Below are 17,040 nucleotides of genomic sequence, written 5' to 3'. Positions count from 1 at the left end.
TCGAGGGCGAAATGAACGACTTCAGGAACGACGCCTTTGGTGCAGGGCACGACCACATCTTTCTCGGCGCGGCGCACGAGCAGAACGAACGCAGGACCTGGATGGTCATCGCGCTGTGCACGGCGATGATGGTGGCCGAGATCGTCGGCGGGTCGCTGTTCGGCTCGCTGGCGCTCATCGCGGACGGCCTGCACATGTCGACGCATGCGGGTGCGATGCTGATCGCCGCGCTCGCCTACACCTACGCCCGCAAGCATGCGAGCGACCCGCGCTTCGTGTTCGGCACGGGCAAGCTCGGCGATCTGGCGGGCTTCACGAGCGCGATCGTGCTCGCGATGATCGCGCTGCTGATCGGGTACGAGGCGGTTGCGCGCCTGCTCGCCCCGGTGCCGATTCATTTCGGCGAGGCCATTCCGATCGCGGTTGCCGGCCTGCTCGTCAACGTCGCGAGCGTCTGGCTGCTGAGCGGTGATCATCATGGCCATGGTCATCACCATCACCACGGGCACGCTCACGAACACGACGAGGCCGCGCACCGGATCTTCGATCAGCAAGGCGTGTTTCTCGTATCGGTGTTCGAGGATGGCGTCCCGCCGGTTTTCCGTGTGGCTCCCGCGACGAAGGATACGAAGCTCGTCGACGCGAGCGCCGTTTCTGTGACGACGATCCGTCCCGACGGCACGCGGCAGACGTTCGCGATGGAAAGTCGCGGCGCTTATCTGGAGTCGACCGACGACATTCCCGAGCCGCATGAATTCAAGGCGATTGTCCGGTTGAACGGCCGCGAGCACGCAGTGGCGTTCGAGGAGCACGACCATGGCGCATCCGCGGCGGCGGCGCGCGACCACAACATCCGCTCCGCGTATATCCACGTGATCGCCGATGCGGCCGTCTCCGTGCTGACGATCGTCGGGCTGCTGCTCGCGCGCGCGTTCGGCTGGATCTGGATGGATCCGCTGGCCGGCATCATCGGCGCGCTGGTGATCGCAAACTGGTCGTACGGCCTGATGCGCGACACCGGTGGCATCCTGCTCGACATGAATTCGGACCGTCGTCTGACGGACAATGTGCGCGATGCAATCGAGGGCGTGGGCGACCGCGTCGGCGACCTGCATGTCTGGCGGCTCGGGCCGGGGCACATGAGCGCGGTCGTGTCGGTGGCGACGGCGGACCCGAAGCGGGACGCGCGCTTCTATCACGGCGTGCTCCAGCGCTTCGGAAACCTGTCGCATGTCACCGTCGAAGTGGTGCCTGCGACGCGAGGGCAGTAGACATGGCGGTCAAATCCCCTTGCGTCGACGTGTGTTCGTTCGACGGCCGGACCGGCTACTGCGTGGCATGCCTGCGCACGCGCGAAGAAGCGCGCGGCTGGAAGAAGATGACGGATCACCGGCGTCACCAGATCGTGAACGACCGCGCGCGGCGGCACGCGAAGCTCACGCGGGAGACGACCGACTGATTGCAGGCTTGCGCGGCCGGACAGCGACACGCCGCCGTGTATGCGTTCATCTATCGCCGACGACGCACGCCGCGTGTGGCCGCCAGCCGGCCCGGCCCGCGTCGTCGGCAACGTTCCGCTTCTACATCTCGTATCGCAACGTCGCCATGACGCTGCGCGGCGCCCCCGGCAGGTTGAGGTTCGCGTTCGAGCCGTGTGCCGAGACGATATAGCCCTTGTTGAACAGGTTGTAGAGGTTCAACTGGAGAGACATCGGGCCGCGCGCGTACCAGGCCATCATGTCGGCCGTCACGTAACCCGGCAAGGTCACGGTGTTCTGCGGATCGGCCATCCGCGCGCCGACGAAGTTCAGGCCGCCGCCGACGCCGAAGCCGCTGCCGAGATTCTTGGTCAGCCACAGATTGCCGGAGTGACGCGGCGTGAGCGTTGCCCGCTTGCCCTGCAATGCAGCGGTCGAGTTCGTGACGGTGGCATCCAGGTACGCATAGCCTGCCAGCACGCGCCAGCCGTGGCTGAGCTCGGCCGCGCCGCTGAGTTCCGCGCCGTCGGTCCGCTGCTCGCCGATCGGAATCAGCGCCGTGCCGGCCCCGTTGGTGATCTTGATGTTGCTGCGATCCAGCCGGAACACCGAGATCGTCGTGGTGGCCTTGCCCCCGAGCCAGTCGTACTTTGCACCGATCTCGGTATTGGTCGTGATTTCCGGCGCGAGTTCCGCATTGTTGGCCGCGAGCGAGAACGCCTCGCCCGACGGCTGGAACGAGCGGCTCCACGACACGTAGTACGACTGCGTGCGGGTCGGCTGCCATACCAGGCCCAGGCGCGGGCTCCACGCGGTGTCGGTACGCGACAGGCCCGGTTGTTGGGGGCGGCGATCGAGCGTCTCCTGCTCGAAGCGATCGTAGCGGATGCCCACCAGCGCCTTCCACTGATCGTTGAAGCTGATCAGGTCTTGCGTGTAGAACCCGAGCGTCTTGAAGATGCCGAGGTTGTTGGCGGCCGGCGTGGTCGACGTGTGCAGCGGCAGCGTCGGCAGCGCCGGCGCGAACAGGTCGAAATTCATCGGCTTGCCGTTCGCGCCGGCGACGGGAGTCGAATAATTGACGAGATCCTTGTTCTGCTGGCCGAATTCCATCCCGTACAGCAACTCGTGCTTCATGCCGAACAGCGTGGCCTTTTGCGTGAGATCGGTCTGGTTGAACCAGCCGTGTTCCTCGCGATAGACGTTCCCGTGATTCAGCGTGAACGTCCGGTTCGCTTCGTTGACGCTGCCGACGAGCGTGTTGTTCCGGTCGAGCGAATAGTGATAGTAGCGAGTGGCATTGCGGATCGACCACTGTTCGTTGAACGCGTGCTTGATCGTCGCGGTGCTCGAATAGACCCGCGATCGCGAGTAGTCGACCTCGCCGGCGTTCGCCGCGCCGTAATAGGCGGATGCCGGCACGTCGACCGGCCGTCCCTTGTACGCCGGGATGCCGAAGTCCGTCACGCGGCGATCTTCGAGGTAGTCGGCCTGCAGCAACACCGTCGTCTTCGGCGCGATGCGGAATTCGAACGACGGCGCGACCGCCGTGCGATTCAGAAACTGCTGCGACCGATAGCTCTTGGCTTCCTCGTGCGCGCCGGTTATCCGGAACGCGGCCGCGCCGTTCGCGAGCACGCGACCGACGTCGGCTTCGACCCGACGATCGGCCCACGAGCCGTAGCTGACACCCAGGTTGGTGACGTCGATTCCGGGTTTTTTCGTCACACGATTGATCAGTCCACCTGAAGAACCTCGGCCATAAAGAACGGCGGCAGGGCCCTTGACGACTTCCACCCGATCGACGTTCGACAGATCCCGGAAATAGAGCGCATCGTCGCGAATGCCGTCGACGAACTGGTCGGCAATCGCGGAGAAGCCGCGAATGGTGACCTGGTCGCGCTGACCGTCGCCGGTGGAAAACCCGACGCCCGCGACGTTCTTCAACACGTCTTGCAGGGAATTTGCATGCTGATCACGCATCACTTCGGCCGTGACCACGTTTACCGTCTGCGGGATATCGCGCAGCGGCGCGTCGATCCGGGTGGCGCTGACCGCGTTGGCCGGGTTGTAGCCTTCTCCCGGATCGCGAACGGCGCTCGCGCTCACCGATACGGCCGGCAACATGTCGGCCGCCGCGCTCGTTGGCATCGCGGTGTTTTCCTGCGCGAAGGCCGCGCCAACCATGATCGGCTGGCACGCAACGGCGGCCAGGACGGCTCGTCGTGCCGGGTGCAATACTCGTCTCATCTCCCAACCTGTTGTGCGTAATGATTCGTAATTTCGTAACGCGACGCATTATCATTTGAAAGGAATTGAAGGTCAACAAGTGTTGCGTTGCACTGGATTGTCGATTCGTCTGATGTTTGTGCGGCGCGATGGGCCTGCTTTTCGCGCATGGCGTGTCGATCCAGAGTCGATATGTGCGTCCGTCTCGTCCAGAATGTGGTCGAGGATTTCCGCAGGACGCGTGGTCCTGTACGGATTCGCAGTAAGTCAGTACCCGCTGCGACAGGCAACCCCGGCGTACGCCGCCCCAAACCTTGATGTCGCCCCGTCATGAGCGTTCCATCACCGATTGCCGGCAAGCCCGCGATTCCACGAACCGTGTGGGCGCTGGGCCTCGTCAGCCTGTTCATGGACCTCTCGTCCGAACTGATCCATGCGCTGTTGCCGATCTATCTGGTGTCGACGATGGGGATGAGCGTCGTCGCGCTCGGCATCCTCGAAGGGGCGGCCGAGGCGACCGCGATGATCGTGAAGGTGTTCTCCGGCGCGATCAGCGACTGGCTCGGGCGCCGCAAGGGATTGCTGCTGCTCGGCTACGGCCTGGCGGCGTTCACCAAGCCGTTGTTTCCGCTCGCGTCCACCCCGGCCGTGGTCGTGACGGCACGGCTGCTCGATCGCGTCGGCAAGGGGATTCGCGGCGCGCCGCGGGACGCGCTGGTGGCCGACGTCGCACCACCCGAAATCCGCGGCGCGTGCTTCGGCCTGCGTCAGTCGATGGATACCGTCGGCGCGTTTCTCGGCCCGATGCTCGCCATCGCGCTGATGCTGTGGTTCGGGGACCGCATCCGGACCGTGCTCTGGTTCGCCGTCGTGCCGGCTTTCATCGCGATCGCGCTGATCGTCTTCGGCGTGCGGGAGCCCGATCGCGCGGAATCGCAACGGCGCTTCCGCTCGCCGCTGCGCTGGAGCGCGCTGCGCGAGTTTCCGCGCAGCTACTGGTTCGTCGTCGCGGCCGGCGCGACCTTTACGCTCGCGCGTTTCAGCGAGGCGTTCCTGGTGTTGCGCGCGCAGCAGACCGGGCTCGACGCCGCATGGATCCCGGCGGTGATGGTCGCGATGAGCGTCACCTATTCGGTGTCGGCCTGGCCGGTCGGCATCCTGTCGGACCGGCTGGATCGGCGCGTCCTGCTCGCGGCCGGCATGGTGCTGCTGATCGCGGCCGACCTGCTGCTGGGCATCGGCACGTCGACGATCTCGATGTTCGTCGGCGTGGCCGTGTGGGGGCTGCACATGGGCTTTACGCAGGGCATCCTCGCCGCGATGGTGTCGGAAACCTCCCCGGCCACGCTGCGCGGCACCGCGTTCGGCGTATTCAACCTCGTGAGCGGCATCTGCATGCTGCTCGCGAGCAGCATCGCCGGCGCGCTGTGGACGCATTTCGGCGCGTCGACCACGTTTCTCGCGGGCGCCGCGCTGGTCGTGGTGCCGCTGTGCCTGTGCCGGTTCATGCCGCGACCGGGCACGTCGGCGGCGTGATGCGTCGCATGGCGATTTCGCGGATGCCGCGCGTCCGGCCGAGCTGAGCGCCGGCGCAACGGTGCGCCTATCCCGAACCGGCGGCGTGGCCCAGTCCCGCTGCGGCGGAACGCCCATTCCGGCACCTTCGCCCGCCATGCTCCCACCTTTCCTTTCAGAATTGAAAGATCGTCCGGCGTTTGCGATAGAATGCCCCCCGTTCGCCGTGGCCATGCCCACGGACGGGCTCCGATACTCGAAACGGCGCGCGCCGCGCTCGCGGAACTCTGTTCCCGTTTCGATGCCGTCGATCGACCTGCCGTTGGAAACACATGTTCCGTAATTTGGATTGCTAATGAAGAAGAAGCACAACATCACCCGGTACATCGTCATCGCGATGGCGCTGGGCATCGCCGTGGGCTACGCCTGTCATAGCGCGTTTCCCGACCCGAAAATGGCCAGGGAAGTCGCCGGCTACGTGGCGTTGCTGTCCGACGTGTTCCTGCGGCTGATCAAGATGATCATCGCGCCGCTGGTGTTCGCGACGCTGACGGTCGGCATCGCGCAGATGGGCGACAGCGGGTCGGTCGGCCGCGTGGGCGTGAAGGCGTTCGGCTGGTTCTTCATCGCGTCGTTCACGTCGCTGGTGCTCGGTCTCGTGACCGCGACGATCCTGAAGCCGGGAAGCCACCTGAGCCTGCCGCTGCCGGCCGCCGATGCGACGCTGAACCTGAAGACGGCCGCATTCACGCTGAAGGACTTCGTCGTCCATCTGGTGCCGAAGTCGATCGCCGAGGCGATGGCGAACAACGAGATCCTGCAGATCGTCGTGTTCTCGATCTTCTTCGGCACCGCGCTGTCCGCGCTCGGCGACGCCGGCAAGCGCCTGACCGGCGTGATCGACGATCTCGCGCAGGTCATGCTGAAGGTCACGGGCGCGGTGATGTGGTTCGCGCCGGTCGCCGTGTTTGCCGCGCTGGCATCGACGATCACGACGGAAGGGCTCGGCATCCTGCTCACGTTCGCGAAGTTCATGGCGAGCTTCTATCTGGCGCTGGCGCTGCTGTGGGGCGTGCTGACGCTCGCCGGCGTGACGTTCCTCGGCAAGCGCGCGTTCACGCTGATCCGCCTGATTCGCGAGCCGTTCCTGCTGTCGTTCGCGACGGCGAGCTCCGAAGCCGCGTATCCGAAGCTGCTCGACGCGCTCGACCGGTTCGGCGTGAATCGCAAGATCTCGAGCTTCGTGCTGCCGATCGGGTATTCGTTCAACCTCGACGGCTCGATGATGTACTGCACGTTCGCGGTGCTGTTCATCTCGCAGGTGTACGGGATCGACCTGCCGCTCGGCACGCAGATCACGATGCTGCTGATGCTGATGGTGACGTCGAAGGGGATGGCGGGCGTGCCGCGCGCATCGCTCGTCGTGATCGCGGCGACGCTCAGCCAGTTCCACCTGCCGGAAGCCGGGCTGCTGCTGATCATGGGTGTCGACATGTTCCTCGACATGGGGCGCTCGGCGACCAACGCCGTCGGCAACTCGATCGCGGCGGCCGTGGTCGCGAAGTGGGAGGGCCAGCTCGGCGATCCGCGCGACGACGCGGATTCGGGCGACGGTGGCGAGATCAAGCAGGTGGAGGTGCGGGAGACGGCGACGTCTGCGTGATTTCCCTGTTGTCGTAATGTGCGCCGGCCTGGATTCGACCTGAATTCAGGCTGGCGCGATACTTGCCGTCGGTCATTTCGTTACCCGCATCCGGCAATTTTCCCGAATTGCCGAAACACCCTCCATTATTTCAATACGTCGCATTCGAACCGGCGGCGATATTCCCGAAGGCGCAAGCCTGACTCCCCGATATCGAGCATGCACGCGTGAGTGATCATTCACTCTCGCTCAGTCGCGCGTGCCGTGTACACGAGCGGGTCGCAATTTTTTTCCATTTATATAACGCTATTCTCGACGCTGCCGATTATCGAATGCACACCCGATGTAATACCGACTGCACCGGATGATTTAGCGGAAGTATTTACGCATTGTCGATTTCAAACCATCCGGCTGCCCTTCGTACGAATGATTCCAACATTCAGGAGAACCTAAGCCATGGTCGCCAGAAAATCGATTCGGGCCGTGCTGCTCGCCGCCGCGATCGCCGCGATCGCGCCTTACGGATACGCGGGTAATACCACCGACTGGCTGGCGAATACATATGGCACGCTCGCGGCGCACGTCGGCAACGTCGCGCGTTCGATGTGGGTCGCGCCCGAAGGCGTGATCTACACCGCGTCGATGTGGGACGAGGATGAGGGCGGCGTCGCGATCTACCAGGACGGCAAGAGCGTCGGCTCGATGGGCGCGCATTCCGAATTCCAGGGCAGCGCGATCACGGGCAACGCGACGTCGCTGTTCGTCGCGCTGCAGCCCGGCAGCACCTACGGCAGCGGCGCAGTCGGGCGCTACAACCGCGCGACGCACTTTCGCGACAAGCTCATTCAGGTCACCGCCGCGACGAACCAGCCGCGCATCGACGTCGTCACCGGGCTCGCGACGGCCGGCTCGCTGCTCTACGCGAGCGATTTCTACGGCAACCGTGTGCGGGTGTTCACGACCGACGGCGTCTGGCACCGGGACATCGGCGTGTCTGCGCCGGGCGCGCTCGCGGTCGACGCGGCGGGCAACATCTGGGTCGCGCAGAAAAGCGCCGGCACGGTCGTCGCATTCAGCCCGACCGGTGCGCTGCTGAACACGATCCGGCTGGCTGCCGGGTCGCAGCCGTCGGCGCTCTATGTCGATGCGGCGGCAGGGGAGCTGCTGGTCGGCGACGAAGGCCCCGACATGAACATCAAGCGCTACACCGTATCGGGCCGGCCCGCCCTGGCCGGCACGTTCGGCGTGCGCGGCGGCTATCTCGACACGACGGCGGGCATCAAGGGGCAGGTCGGTGCGAAGCGCTTCACCCGGATTGTCGGGATCGGCAAGGACACGGGCGGCAACCTGTACGTGCTCAACAACCCGTGGGGCGGCAGCTGGGATCTCGGCCGCAACGGCGCGACCGACATTCACGCGTACAGCAGCACCGGCAGCCTGCGGTGGACGCTGCAGTCGCTCAACTTCGAAGGGATCGCGTCACCCGATCCGGTCACGGACGGCGCGCTGTTCTACAGCGGCACGCACATCTACGGCGGCACCGCGGGCGGCACGTTCGTCGCGAATACCGTCGATCCGTTTACGTATCCGTCGGATCCGCGCATCAACATGAACGACACGCAGCGCGACGAGCACTTCGGGCTGCTGACGTCGGTCGGTGCGAACCGGATCCTCGTGGCAGCGGGACAGAATCCGCCGGTTTATTACTTCTTTCACTTCAATGCGGCCAACGGCTACGTCGCGATTCCCGACGGATCGATCCCGGGGCCCGCGTTCAACACGACCCTGCGCGTGTCGGCCGGCTTCAGCCTCGACAGCAAGGGCGGCGTATGGGCCGGCCTCGACAAGACCGGCGCCATTTATCACTATCCGCTGACCGGCTTCGATGCGAGCGGCAAGCCTTCGTGGGGGCCGGGCGTGCCGACGCCGGTGCCGGCCAGCATCCAGCCGCTGACGCGCGTCGTCTATCTCGCCGACAGCGACACGATGGTGCTTGCGCAGGGCGTGGTCGGGAGTACGGACTGGACGTCGATCGGCACGCGCATCGAGGTGTATCACGGCTGGAGCGCGGGCAACACGACGAAGCCGAACCCGGTGATCACGCTGCCGCACAGCGGCGCGAAGTCGATCGACGCGGCCGGCAATCACTTGTTCGTCGGCTACTGGTTCAGCAGCAGCGGGCCGCTGTGGCCGAACATCGACGCATTCAACCTCGACACCGGCAGCCTCGACACGACGCTCGTCAATGCCAGCCCGGCGACCGTGGATACCAGCAGCGCGATCGATGCGATGTACAGCGTGCGCGCGTATCGCCGCTCGAACGGCGAGTACGTGGTGACGAAGAACAACGTGAAAGGGAACAGCATCACCGTTTATCGGTGGACGCCTTGAGGCCGGCGCGTCGAGTGCGGCGATGACACCACGATGGCTTTGATCGAGGCCGGCGGATCGGTTCAGCTTCGCAATCAAAGCCCCGGCAACGGAATCTGCCGCCCGGCCGGACGATGCTCGAGGACATCCGTGACCTCGTATTCGGCTTTTGCTCCGTCCGAGGTTTGCCACTGCTGCATACGGACATTGCAGACCAGCACGTCGCCCTTGCTGAAACTGATCTGGCTGTTGTTCACGCGCGACAGGAAGCCGGCATCCGTGATCGCCGCGTGAATCGTCGACGCGCCGTCGTACAGCCGCCACTTGTTGTCGTCCTTGAACGCGAGCGACACGATCGAGAACGCCATCTTTCGATGTTCGTCGAGAAGCAGCGCGTCGGTTTGTCCGGGCGCGTGAAACCATGCGATCTCATCGCGGGTGATCGTCTCGACTACCTCCGTGTCGGTGCCGGTCGCGAAAATCGCGATGCCGTCGCGCGCAAGCGGCGCAAGCACGTGCTCGGTTGCCTGTCGGACGCCGACGTCGCGCAGCAGCGTGAGGACCGACAGGTCGATCTCGAGTTGCTCGCCGTCCACGTGCAGCATCGCGGTGTGGTCCTGCATCTGCACCCGCTGGATCTCGCGCCCGCGCAACCACTTGAGGACGGCCAAGAGCCCCTTGCTCGCCTTCGGCGCGGCGATGCCGAGCGCGGTCAGGATCGTGACCGCGTTGGCCAGCGCCGTGCTTTCGTTGCCGCTCAGGAGGTCGCGCATGCGGCCGAGCAGCGAGGTCGCGAGCGTGAAGTCGATTCCGAAGCTGCCGGTCTTGAAGCTGCCGCGCACGTTCACGCGCGGCCGAACCTGATCGCCGCACAGCGCCCGTGTCGATGCATCGAGCAAATCTCCGATCGCAAGCAGTGCGGGCGCGAGTTCGCGCACGTCCATTTCGGAAGACTCGAGTGCGGGGCCGTCGTAAGTGACGCGAAATCGGCTCATGGTGTCGAGGCGGCCGAAATCGGCCGGGCCGGTGCGGTTTTCATGGCGTGCGGTCATGCGAAATGTCGGCTGGAGACGTGGACGATACAGGAATCGAATTCGTTCGGATGCCTTGCATCTTAAGCGCGATCAATTGGCTGCGCGCGACGTTGGCCATCGGGCCAGGGCGATCATCCGACGTGTCCCGACAGTGCCCGCCAAGCATCGAACTTTTCCACTACTTTCCCGGTTACGACCGCCGGCTCACGCATGCAGCGGGTTACGCCGCTTCCGGCCGGCGGGCGATCCGCTCGCGGATTTCGGGCGACGCCAGGCACATCGCCACGGCTTCGTAGCCGGGCGCACCACGGTAAGGCGCGACGCGGGAAGGCGGGTTGTGATTCGCCGGACACAGGATGATCGCTTCATCGGGCCCGACCGCCGACAGATCGAGGATGGCCGACGAACGCGTCATCAGGAACAGCGGACGCGCGTCGGTCGCGGCGCGTGCCCGCAGCCACGCGCTCAACGCCTGTTGCGTGGGCCGGTCGAGATCCTGTTCGATCAAATCGACGACCAGTGCGCTCGGGCCCGCCGCTTCGAGGCAGGCAAGCAGCGCGGTCAGGGCCGGCGATTGCGTTGCGCCGCCGTCGGCGAGCGACGCCAAAGCGCGCGCCACACGCGCCCGCAACGCCGGGTCGGCCTGCAGCGCCGCAGATGTCGCGGCAGCGCCGTTTTTCAGCCGATCGAGTCCCACGAACACCGCGCCGGGCAGCGCCTCGGCCAGCCGCATCGCCAGTCGCGTCTTGCCGCTTCCCAGCGAGCCGATGATGTAGTTCAACGGGCGAATGTCGTGAAACTCGAACCACTCGCCACCCCACGGCCACGGCAGATTGAACGCGACACCGGCGCCGCGATCGTCGAGTAGCCGCGTCAGCTCCCCGTCGGACGGCATCCGGCCGCGCGCAAGGCCGGTGCGCATCGCACGCACGCGATCGAGCTTGTGGACGAGATCCTGAATGCCGAGGTCGAGCGCCGCTTCGTGAGTGGCCAACGCGTCATCGAGACTGCGCGCGTCGCCACCGAGCACGCTCGAAACTTGCGCCAGGCTCAGGCCAAGCGCGCGCAGCGCGACGATGTCGGCCGCGCGTGCGAGGTCCTCGGGGCCGTAGACGCGATAGCCCGCCGGCGTTCGCTCCGGCGCGACGAGACCGTGCCGCTCATAGAGCCGCAGCGCCTTCACCGATACACCGAGCCGCGCGGCTGCCGCCGAGGCGCTCAAGCGAAGCGTGGACGTGCTCATTCGTCACCCCTGTCTGCCGTCGATTCGTCACCCGCAGCATAAAGGCGACCCCAAGGGCCGGGTCAAGCCAATTCACGCGATCCGGTACACGCGCATCGCATTGTCATGCCAGATCGCTTGACGCGCCGCATCGTCGAGGTCCGCCATCGCGCGGGCAAACGTACGCAGCAACGCCGGATACGACACGCGCAACCCCGCCACCGGAAAATTGCTCGCGAACATGCAGCGCTGCCAGCCGAATATCGCGATCGTGTCGCGGATGATCCGCGCGTTGTCCGCCTCGTTCCACACCGCATCGCGCAAGCCGAGTTCGGAGATCTTCACGGTCACGCGCGGCGATGCGGCCAATGCTTCCATGCCGCTGCGCCAGCGCGCGAGCCCCGCTTCCGAGCGATCCCACGGCAGCCCCGCGTGTTCGAGCACGACGTCCACACCGGGCGCCTCGGCCAGCAGCGCGGCCGCGTCGCCGAGATGCCAGAACGGTACGCGCAGATCCCAGCCGAGACCATGCGCGGCGAGCGGCTCCAGCGCGGCCGGCCAGCGCGGATCGCGCAGCGTGCCCGGCCCGTCGACGGACGCATCCGGCGTCGCAGCGGTGCGCGGCTTGAACCGCACGCCGCGCACGCGCGGCCACGCGGCCTGTTCGGCGAGCCGCTCATGCGCATCGTCGGCCAGCAGGTCGACCCACGCGACGACCGCCGACGGCAGCCCGTGCGCGGCCGCGACCGCGTGCAGCCAGCGCGTTTCCGCGAGCGCCTCGTCGCGGGCCCGTTCGGCCTCGACGTGCACGCTCGCGACGATCGGCGCGCGTTGTGCGGCATGCCGATAGTCGTCCACGCCGAAGTCGCGGCACAGCGCCGCATAGTCGCCGAACATGAAGCGCGCCGGATCGTAGCGTTCCTGCAGCCACGGGTAGTGCGCCCCCGCGCCGAGCTGCCACAGGTGATGATGCGCGTCGACGAGCGCCACCGGCAGCGCGTCCGGCGGCGGCGCGTCGCCGTGCCGCTCAGCGCGCGCCTGCGAGCACATACGATGCATCGGGTTCGCGCAGCGTCGGCCATGCGCCGACGAACCGCCACGCATCGAGATCGAGCTCGCGCACGTAGTCGTCCTGGAACGACACGTACGCGACGCGCCGCGACGGATGGAACGACAGCGCGGTCGGGTTCGCGGGCAGCGCGACGCGCTCGATCTCCTCCAGCTGCCGCGCGTCGAACACCGAGATCGACCGCTCGCCGGAATTCGTCAGCAGCAGCAGGTCGCGGCCGTCCGGCGCGCTGGTGCGGTAGATGCGGTTCGGATCGCTGCGCGTCTTCACGCGGTGGCCGCAGGTCATCGTGTCGGTGTCGATCTCGACGAGCGTGTCGTCACCGCGATTCGCGACGAACAGCGTGCGCTCGTCGCCCGACAGCGCATTGCCTTCGGGACGCGGGCCGGGCATCACCGCGCGCGGCGCGACGGTCGCGTCGCGCGGATGGAACTGCGTGACCGTGTTCGACAGCAGGTGCACGCCGTATGCGCGGCTCGCGTCGCGCGTGAGCGTCACGAGGTGGGTCTTCACGCCGCCCGACGGCACGGCCATGTTCGGCACGCCCTGGCGCGTCGGTTCGTCGAACACGAGCAGCATGTCGTGCGCTTCGCTCATCGCGTACAGCCGGCCGTCGCGATCGGTCGCCATCCCGTGCGGCCGGTAATACGGCCACAGGTCGAGCATCCGCGTGTGCGTGCGCTCGACGAGATCGATCTCGGCGATCCGGTGATCGCCTTCATGGCCGCGCGACCACGCGGTCTCGATCCCGAAGATGCCGACGTACGCGAATCGTTCGTTCACGTCGACGGTGAACTCGTGCGGGAAGTTCGGCAGCACGAGATGCTTGAGCGCGGCTTTCGTTTCGAGGTCGTAGAAGCTGAAGGTATGGGCGCATTTCTGCACCAGCAACAGGATGTCGTTCATGGTGTGTCTCCGTTGTTTCGTTCGCGTATTCGCGTGTCGGCGCGCGTCAGCCTTCGCAGCGCTTGGGCAGCGTCAGCGCGAGCAGGCCGGCCACCGCGAGCGTGACGGCGAGGCTGTACACACCGGCCGCCGCGCTCACGTGCTGGGTCAGCACGCCGACCGCATACGGGCCGCAGAAGCCGCCGAGGTTGCCGAGCGCGTTGATCAGGCCGCGCGCGCTGCCGGCCGTCTCGACGCTGCACAGCTTCGGCGGAATCGCCCAGAACACGCCGGCGGCCGCCTGCAGGAAGAAGCCGCAACCGATCAGGAACGCGAACGACACGATCATCGATGCATGCGTGAGCACCGACAGCGCGAGGCACGCGGCGAAGCCGACGAGCGGCAGCAGCACGAACAGGCGGCGCTTGCCGGTTCGGTCTGACAAATACGACGTGGCGAACATCCCGATCACCATCGCGACATACGGCAGCATCGCGAGCAGGCCGACCTTGCCCATCCCGCCGTGCGTGAGGTTCTTCAACAGGGTCGGCAGCCACATCGTATAGCCGTAGATGCCGACCTGATAGCAGAAGTTGATCGCGATCAGCAGCCAGATCGTCGGGTTGCGCAGTATCGCGCCGAACGACGCGGCGGCCGGCGCGCCGGCGGCCTGCTTGCGCGCCTGTTCGTCGCGCAGCGCGTCGAGGATGTACGCCTTCTCGCGCGGCGACACCCAGCGCGCGGTTTGCGGGCTGTCGTCGGCGAACATCATCCACGCGAACAGGCACAGCAGCGACAGCGCGCCGGCGCTGAAGAACAGGTGACGCCAATCGTACGCGGCGAGGATGAAGCCGGACAGCGGCGCGGTGATCATGCCGGCGAGCGGCACGAACATGATGACCATCGCGTTCGCGCGGCCACGTTCGCGGTCGGGAAACCAGTGGCTGACCATCGTCAGCACGACGGGCAGCATCCCGCCCTCGGCCACGCCGAGCAGGAAGCGCAGCGTCAGCAACTGCCACGTGTGGGTGACGAGCCCGGTCAGTACCGACAGCACGGCCCAGCTCACGAGCGACCACGCGATGAAGGTCTTGCCGCTGCCGAGCGCCGCGCGCCGGCCGCCAGGGATCTGCAGGAACAGGTAGCCGAAGAAGAAGATGCCGCCGGCGAGGCCGGCCATCGTCGCGTCCATGCCGAGATCGGCGTTCATCCCGCCCGGCATCGCGAACGCGATGTTCACGCGATCCATGTACGAAACGATGCACGCGAGCAGCAGCGGCGGAATCACGCGCAGCCAGCGGCGGCGCGGAATGGCTTCGCCGGCTTCATAGGCCGGGGTGGCGGGGTTCAACAGGTTCATGGTGTCTCCGATCCATGTGACGAGCGGCGGCGGCCATCTGTCGGACCGCCGTCACGCCGATGCGCAACGTTGTTGCAGGGGCAACCGGTGTGTGGCTAGCGTCCCCAGCGCAGCACGAGCGGATCGAGCCGCCGCGCCGCGTCGAGCAGGCCTGCGCGTACCTCGGGGTGCATCTCGGGCCACGGCGCGCGCGGCTGGTCGCACGCGATCACGCCGCCTTCCTTCATCAGCGCCTTCGCGGTCAGGAAACCCGACTGGCGGTTCTCGTAGTTGATCAGCGGCAGCCAGCGCGCGTACTGCTCGCAGGCTTCGTCGCGGCGTCCGGCGAAATACGCGTCGGTGATCCGGCGGATACCGTCCGGATAGCCGCCGCCCGTCATCGCGCCGGTCGCGCCGGCATCGAGGTCGGCGAGCAGCGTGATGCCTTCCTCGCCGTCCCACGGCCCTTCGATCGCGTCGCCGCCGAGCGCGATCAGTTCGCGCAGCTTCGATGCGGCGCCGGCCGTCTCGATCTTGAAGTACGACACCGCGTCGATCTCGCGCGCGAGCGTCGCGAGCAACGACGCAGGCAGCGCGACGCCGCTAGCCGGCGCGTCCTGAATCATCAGCGGAATGTCGAGGCCGTCGGCGACTTCGTGGAAGAACGCGCGCACCTGTGCTTCGGGCACGCGGAACGTTGCGCCGTGGTAGGGCGGCATCACCATCACCATCGCGGCGCCGCACGCCTGTGCGTGGCGGTTGCGCTCCGCGCAGAGGCGCGCGCTGAAATGCGACGTCGTGACGATCACCGGCACGCGGCCGGCGACGTGTTCGAGCGTCGTGCGCGTGATGAGCTCGCGTTCGTCGTCGCCGAGCGCGAACTGCTCCGAGTAGTTCGCGTGGATGCAGATGCCGTGCGAGCCGGCATCGATCATGAAGTCGAGGCAGCGTCGCTGGCCGTCGAGATCGAGCGCGCCGTGCGCGTCGAAGATGGTCGGCGCAACCGGAAAGACGCCCTGGTAACGTGCGTTCATGGCCGTGCTCACTCGACGATGTCGAACTGGTCGAGGAACTCGGTCTTCAGCGTGAGACCGAGGCCCGGCACGTCGTCGCGCAGTTGCAGGAAGCCGTTCTCGGCCACCGGCTCGCCGTCGAAGATGTAATAGAACAGCTCGTTTCCGACTTCCACGTCGAACATCGGGAAGTACTCGCTCATCGGCGACGCGAGCGTGCTCATCGTCAGGTGATAGTTGTGCATCTGGCCTGCATGCGGAATCACCGGCACGCTGTACGCCTCGCACAGTGCATTGATCTTGTGCGCCATCGTGATCCCGCCGACGCGGTTCGTGTCGTACTGCACGACCGACACGGCCTTGCGGTCCAGCAGTTGCTTGAAGCCGTACAGCGAGAACTCGTGCTCGCCGCCGGAGATCGGAATGCGCGTGAGCTGGTTCAGTTCCGCGTAGCCGTCGATGTCGTCGGCGATCACCGGCTCCTCGAGCCAGCGCGGCTGGTACTTCTCGAGCTTCGGCAGGATGCGCTTCGCGTACTCGAGATTCCAGCCCATGTAGCACTCGAGCATCAGATCGTTGTCGTAGCCGATTACCTCGCGGATCGCCGCGACCGACTTCAGGTTCTCCGCCACGCCCTGCTGCCCGTGCGCGGGCCCATAGCCAAAGCGCATCTTGAACGCGCGGAAGCCTTCCTTCATATAGCGCTGCGCCTCGTCCTGCATCTCTTTCAGGTCGGTGCGGTAGAGCTTCGAGTAGTAGCAGGGAATCTTTTCCTTCGTGCGGCCGCCGAGCAGCTTGAACACGGGCTTGCCGACGCTCTTGCCGAGGATGTCCCAGATCGCGATGTCGACCGCCGAGATCGCCGCCATGCCGATGCCCTTGCGGCCCCACGCATGGGTCGCGCGGTACATCCGCTGGTTCAGGTACTCATAGTCCCACGGGTCCTGGCCGATCACGAGCGGCGCGAGGTACTGGTCGATGATCGCTTTCGCGATGTGCGGCGCGAGCGCGACGTTGCCGAGGCCGACGATGCCGTCGTCGGTCTCGACTTCGACGACGGTCCACGCATGGAAGCGGAACGTGCTCATGGTTTCCTGCGGCGCGTACAGCAGGTCCATCGCGTTCGAGCAGAAGTTGCCCTGCGGCGGGACGGTCTTGCCTTTCCACTGGAATACGCGGGCGCGCACGGAGCGGATCTTCATGTTGGTGTCTCCTGGAATCGATGTTGTCGTGTGCAAGCGGCG

The 17,040-nt window shown here is 66.1% G+C and carries 13 protein-coding genes; 5 read left to right on the top strand and 8 right to left on the bottom strand.

What is annotated here, in order from left to right; genetic code table 11:
- Positions 1–11: 11 nt before the first annotated feature.
- Positions 12–1,271, top strand: a complete 1,260-nt coding sequence (gene dmeF, locus SB786_RS15495; protein ID WP_410728196.1) for a CDF family Co(II)/Ni(II) efflux transporter DmeF — start codon at positions 12–14, stop codon at positions 1,269–1,271.
- 2 nt (positions 1,272–1,273) lie between these two features.
- Positions 1,274–1,459 (top strand): DUF1289 domain-containing protein, encoded by a 186-nt coding sequence (locus tag SB786_RS15490; RefSeq protein WP_059685038.1) that lies wholly within the window; start codon positions 1,274–1,276, stop codon positions 1,457–1,459.
- Positions 1,460–1,580: 121 nt separating this feature from the next.
- Here SB786_RS15490 and SB786_RS15485 read toward each other — a convergent pair whose 3' ends face one another.
- Positions 1,581–3,728, bottom strand: a complete 2,148-nt coding sequence (locus SB786_RS15485; protein ID WP_410728194.1) for a TonB-dependent receptor — start codon at positions 3,726–3,728, stop codon at positions 1,581–1,583.
- A gap of 309 nt (positions 3,729–4,037) precedes the next feature.
- On the opposite strand from SB786_RS15485, the gene SB786_RS15480 reads away from it, so the two are divergent.
- The 3 genes from SB786_RS15480 (at position 4,038) to SB786_RS15470 (ending at position 9,255) form a co-directional block, all read left to right on the top strand.
- Complete coding sequence (locus tag SB786_RS15480) at positions 4,038–5,243, top strand: MFS transporter (RefSeq protein WP_410728193.1); 1,206 nt, start codon at positions 4,038–4,040, stop codon at positions 5,241–5,243.
- Between the two features lie 334 nt (positions 5,244–5,577).
- Positions 5,578–6,885 (top strand): dicarboxylate/amino acid:cation symporter, encoded by a 1,308-nt coding sequence (locus tag SB786_RS15475; protein ID WP_410728192.1) that lies wholly within the window; start codon positions 5,578–5,580, stop codon positions 6,883–6,885.
- Between the two features lie 435 nt (positions 6,886–7,320).
- Positions 7,321–9,255 carry an SMP-30/gluconolactonase/LRE family protein gene (locus tag SB786_RS15470; RefSeq protein ID WP_410728191.1) on the top strand — a complete coding sequence of 645 codons (1,935 nt, stop codon included), beginning with the start codon at positions 7,321–7,323 and terminating at the stop codon, positions 9,253–9,255.
- Positions 9,256–9,329: 74 nt separating this feature from the next.
- Here the strand turns inward: SB786_RS15470 and SB786_RS15465 are convergent, their stop codons facing one another.
- The 7 genes from SB786_RS15465 to SB786_RS15435 all read right to left on the bottom strand — a co-directional run bounded on the left by SB786_RS15465 (position 9,330) and on the right by SB786_RS15435 (position 16,998).
- Positions 9,330–10,286, bottom strand: coding sequence for a hypothetical protein (locus SB786_RS15465; protein ID WP_410728190.1), 957 nt, complete (start codon positions 10,284–10,286; stop codon positions 9,330–9,332).
- A 202-nt stretch (positions 10,287–10,488) separates the two neighbouring features.
- The gene (locus SB786_RS15460; RefSeq protein ID WP_410728189.1) at positions 10,489–11,511 is read right to left on the bottom strand and encodes a MerR family transcriptional regulator; all 1,023 of its coding nucleotides are present in this window, start codon (positions 11,509–11,511) and stop codon (positions 10,489–10,491) included.
- Positions 11,512–11,583: 72 nt separating this feature from the next.
- On the bottom strand, positions 11,584–12,540 hold the full coding sequence (locus SB786_RS15455) for an amidohydrolase family protein (protein ID WP_410728291.1): 957 nt from the start codon (positions 12,538–12,540) through the stop codon (positions 11,584–11,586).
- Complete coding sequence (locus SB786_RS15450; RefSeq protein ID WP_410728188.1) at positions 12,518–13,465, bottom strand: YncE family protein; 948 nt, start codon at positions 13,463–13,465, stop codon at positions 12,518–12,520. Before SB786_RS15450 ends, SB786_RS15455 begins: the two co-directional genes overlap by 23 nt.
- Before the next feature lie 46 nt (positions 13,466–13,511).
- The gene (locus SB786_RS15445) at positions 13,512–14,804 is read right to left on the bottom strand and encodes an MFS transporter (RefSeq protein WP_410728187.1); all 1,293 of its coding nucleotides are present in this window, start codon (positions 14,802–14,804) and stop codon (positions 13,512–13,514) included.
- Positions 14,805–14,899: 95 nt separating this feature from the next.
- Entirely contained in the window at positions 14,900–15,817 is a 918-nt protein-coding gene (locus tag SB786_RS15440) for a dihydrodipicolinate synthase family protein (RefSeq protein ID WP_410728186.1), read from the bottom strand.
- A gap of 8 nt (positions 15,818–15,825) precedes the next feature.
- Complete coding sequence (locus tag SB786_RS15435) at positions 15,826–16,998, bottom strand: L-rhamnonate dehydratase (protein ID WP_410728185.1); 1,173 nt, start codon at positions 16,996–16,998, stop codon at positions 15,826–15,828.
- Positions 16,999–17,040 lie beyond the last annotated feature (42 nt).

Origin of the sequence: Burkholderia sp. SIMBA_062, from assembly GCF_046534765.1 — a bacterium.
In the GTDB taxonomy this organism is placed as follows: domain Bacteria; phylum Pseudomonadota; class Gammaproteobacteria; order Burkholderiales; family Burkholderiaceae; genus Burkholderia; species Burkholderia ambifaria.
This window is presented reverse-complemented; position numbering and strand designations above follow the sequence as displayed.

Excerpts from the sequence above, each read along its gene's own strand:
- SB786_RS15485 (WP_410728194.1), bottom strand. The coding sequence starts at position 3,728 with ATGAGACGAGTATTGCACCCGGCACGACGAGCCGTCCTGGCCGCCGTT.
- SB786_RS15435 (WP_410728185.1), bottom strand. The coding sequence starts at position 16,998 with ATGAAGATCCGCTCCGTGCGCGCCCGCGTATTCCAGTGGAAAGGCAAG.
- SB786_RS15470 (WP_410728191.1), top strand. The coding sequence starts at position 7,321 with ATGGTCGCCAGAAAATCGATTCGGGCCGTGCTGCTCGCCGCCGCGATC.
- SB786_RS15465 (WP_410728190.1), bottom strand. The coding sequence starts at position 10,286 with ATGACCGCACGCCATGAAAACCGCACCGGCCCGGCCGATTTCGGCCGC.
- SB786_RS15455 (WP_410728291.1), bottom strand. The coding sequence starts at position 12,540 with ATGTGCTCGCAGGCGCGCGCTGAGCGGCACGGCGACGCGCCGCCGCCG.
- SB786_RS15440 (WP_410728186.1), bottom strand. The coding sequence starts at position 15,817 with ATGAACGCACGTTACCAGGGCGTCTTTCCGGTTGCGCCGACCATCTTC.
- dmeF (WP_410728196.1), top strand. The coding sequence starts at position 12 with ATGAACGACTTCAGGAACGACGCCTTTGGTGCAGGGCACGACCACATC.
- SB786_RS15445 (WP_410728187.1), bottom strand. The coding sequence starts at position 14,804 with ATGAACCTGTTGAACCCCGCCACCCCGGCCTATGAAGCCGGCGAAGCC.
- SB786_RS15450 (WP_410728188.1), bottom strand. The coding sequence starts at position 13,465 with ATGAACGACATCCTGTTGCTGGTGCAGAAATGCGCCCATACCTTCAGC.
- SB786_RS15475 (WP_410728192.1), top strand. The coding sequence starts at position 5,578 with ATGAAGAAGAAGCACAACATCACCCGGTACATCGTCATCGCGATGGCG.
- SB786_RS15490 (WP_059685038.1), top strand. The coding sequence starts at position 1,274 with ATGGCGGTCAAATCCCCTTGCGTCGACGTGTGTTCGTTCGACGGCCGG.
- SB786_RS15460 (WP_410728189.1), bottom strand. The coding sequence starts at position 11,511 with ATGAGCACGTCCACGCTTCGCTTGAGCGCCTCGGCGGCAGCCGCGCGG.
- SB786_RS15480 (WP_410728193.1), top strand. The coding sequence starts at position 4,038 with ATGAGCGTTCCATCACCGATTGCCGGCAAGCCCGCGATTCCACGAACC.